General features: G+C 66.7%; 3 protein-coding genes. 2 read left to right on the top strand and 1 reads right to left on the bottom strand.

Annotated features, from left to right (window positions below; translation table 11 throughout):
* Window positions 1–247 (bottom strand): helix-turn-helix domain-containing protein (locus ACLE20_RS15425; RefSeq protein ID WP_410941198.1); only part of this gene is annotated, 247 nt, incomplete at its 3' end.
* 165 nt (window positions 248–412) lie between these two features.
* Here ACLE20_RS15425 and ACLE20_RS15420 point away from each other — a divergent pair.
* Window positions 413–1,318, top strand: a complete 906-nt coding sequence (locus ACLE20_RS15420; protein ID WP_410941199.1) for an NADP-dependent oxidoreductase — start codon at window positions 413–415, stop codon at window positions 1,316–1,318.
* A gap of 115 nt (window positions 1,319–1,433) precedes the next feature.
* Window positions 1,434–2,366 carry an NmrA family NAD(P)-binding protein gene (locus ACLE20_RS15415; protein ID WP_410941197.1) on the top strand — a complete coding sequence of 311 codons (933 nt, stop codon included), beginning with the start codon at window positions 1,434–1,436 and terminating at the stop codon, window positions 2,364–2,366.
* The last annotated feature ends 61 nt before the right edge of the window (window positions 2,367–2,427 follow it).

Raw genomic sequence — 2,427 nt, 5'->3', positions numbered from 1 at the left:
CGTCGTCGGTGAGCCCCGCGTGGCTGAGGGCTTCCGCGGCAAGTTCAGCGCGCGATGGCCACCGTCGGTACACGGTCGCTTTGCCCACCCCGGCTCGTGCCGCGGCCTTGTCCATGGTCAAGGCCGAGTAACCACCCTCCGCGAGCAACTCTGTTGCCGCGCGCAGGATCTGGGCATCCCGGGCCGGGTCGCGAGGCGGTCCGGAGACGCCTGGGGGACGCCGCAGCTTCGCATTGGGTTGGGACATGGGGCTCTCCTATGCAAACTAGGACTGACTTGTCTTCAGTGTATCGGACTGCTAGCGTGACAACGACTCAAGACAACTCCGTCTCGGGTTGATGGGCGCGAGTTTGAGACAAGAGGTAGCGCAGTGAAGGCTGTAGGTTTCACCGAGCATGGAGGGCCCGAGGTGATGCGGGTCCTGGAGCTGGCCGAACCGCACGCGGGACCAGGGCAGGTGCGGATCAAGGTGGCCGCCGCCGCCGTCCACCCGGCCGACACCAATATCCGCAAAGGACTCTCCGCCAAGTACGACCCGGAAGTGAACCCGCCCTCGGAGGTGTACGTCGCGGGGTGGGAGGTGGCCGGCACGATCGATGAGGTCGGGCAGGGAGCACGTCCGGAGTTGCCCCTCGGCGCCGAGGTGATAGCGGTGACGGAGCCCAAGCTGGACTTGGGCGGACAGGCGCAGTACGTGGTCGTACCGGCCGAATCGGTAGTGCGCGCGCCAAAGGGAGTCGACCTGACGGCGGCCTCGACCCTGCTGATGGCCGCACTGACTGCGCTGATGGGCGTGGACGCACTGGCTTTAGCCCCGGGGTCAACGGTGGCGGTCACTGGTGCGGCCGGCGGAATCGGTGGTTACGCCGTGCAGTTGGCCAAGGAGGCCGGGCTGACTGTCATCGCCGACGCAGCGGACAAGGACCGCGACCTCGTTGCGAGCCTGGGTGCCGATCACGTGCTCCCTCGCGGTGACAGGTTCCCCGACGGTATCCGCCAGCTGCGCCCCGATGGCGCGGACGGGGTCCTCGACGCCGGATCGGTGGGCGATGCGGTGGCAGCGGCGGTGCGTGACGGTGCAGCGATCGCGACGTTCAAGGGATTCACCGGCGACACCGACCGAGGTGTGCGCTGGTTCCCCGTCTACGTCTACGACCGCATCCGGGACACCGCAGCGTTGACCCGGCTGCGCGACCTGGCCGAGACCGGTGTCCTCACGCTGCGCGTCGCAGGCACCTACCCGCTCGAACAGGTCGCCGAAGCGCACCGGCTCATCGAGGCGGGCGGGCTGCGGGGACGACCCGTGCTGCTGTTTTGAGCGAATTATTGCTCCGGTAAGGCGCATTGGCGTCTTACGGGGTATCGGGGTTGCCGTCGAGGCGGTACCCCTCGACGAGCTGTCCGAACGAGTTCAACCGAGAGTAGGGCCTGACATGACTAATGAGAACAAGAGGAGAGCGCTGGTTACCGGGGCGACCCGAATGCAGGGCGGCGGTGTCGTCCAGGCGCTTCTGTACGGAGGTCACTCCGTGACTGCGTTCGTACGCAACCCCGAATCGGCAGCGGCACAAGCACTTTCTTGCCAGGGCGTTGCGCTAGCGATCGGGAACCTCGAAGATTCGGCGTCCCTGGAGGACGCCAGTACCGGACACGACGTCGTATTCTCCGTCCAGCTGGCCGGCGTTGACCCCGCCGATCCGGGCGCCGAACAGCGCCAAGCCCGCAACATCGCCACCGCGGCTAAGCAAGCCGGCGTCACCCAGATCATCCACACGTCGGTCTCGGGGACCGGATGGCGCCGCCGGCACCCCGGCTACGAGCAGGGTGAGTTGTTTCGGGCGTACTGGGACGGCAAGGAAGCAGCGGAGGCCGTGGTCCGGCAGTCGGGGATCGAGCGTTGGACCATCTTCAAGCCTGCGTGGTACATGGACAACTTGCTCCCCGGTAAACGCGAAGACATGCTCCCCGAGCTACACCAGCTGCCCGAGGGCAAACTGGTGACCTCCGATGGCCCGCAGACCGCGTTGGCACTCATCAATGCCGACGATCTGGGAGCTGCCGTCGCCGCCGCCGTGGCCGACCCCTTCCCGTTCCATCAAGCCGAGATCGAACTCGCAGGCGACGCGCTGACGCACCCCGAGATCGCAGATGCCATCTCCGCGGTCGCCAACCGCACGATCACCGCAGTCTTTCAGACCCCGCAGGAGTGGGAGCAGGTTCGCGGCGCAACCCAGGAGGGAGTCCGAACCTGGGACGACCTCGTCGGCTACCCCGCACGCCCCTACCACGCGGCTCATTACGGTCTGACCACCACAACCCTCAAACAGTGGGCAGCACGGCAGGATTGGCGCATCGCAGAGGCCTAACAGGAATTGGCTATCGTGCGGTGTCAGGCAATGCGGCCGCGCCCCCCACGAGCCCAAGCAA

It is taken from the genome of Rhizobium sp. YIM 134829, assembly GCF_046546455.1.
The sequence above is the reverse complement of the archived record's forward strand: the minus strand, read 5'-3'. Positions and strand labels throughout refer to the sequence as shown.

Coding starts and splice junctions, on each gene's coding strand:
- ACLE20_RS15420 (WP_410941199.1), top strand. CDS start 413: ATGCGGGTCCTGGAGCTGGCCGAACCGCACGCGGGACCAGGGCAGGTG.
- ACLE20_RS15415 (WP_410941197.1), top strand. CDS start 1,434: ATGACTAATGAGAACAAGAGGAGAGCGCTGGTTACCGGGGCGACCCGA.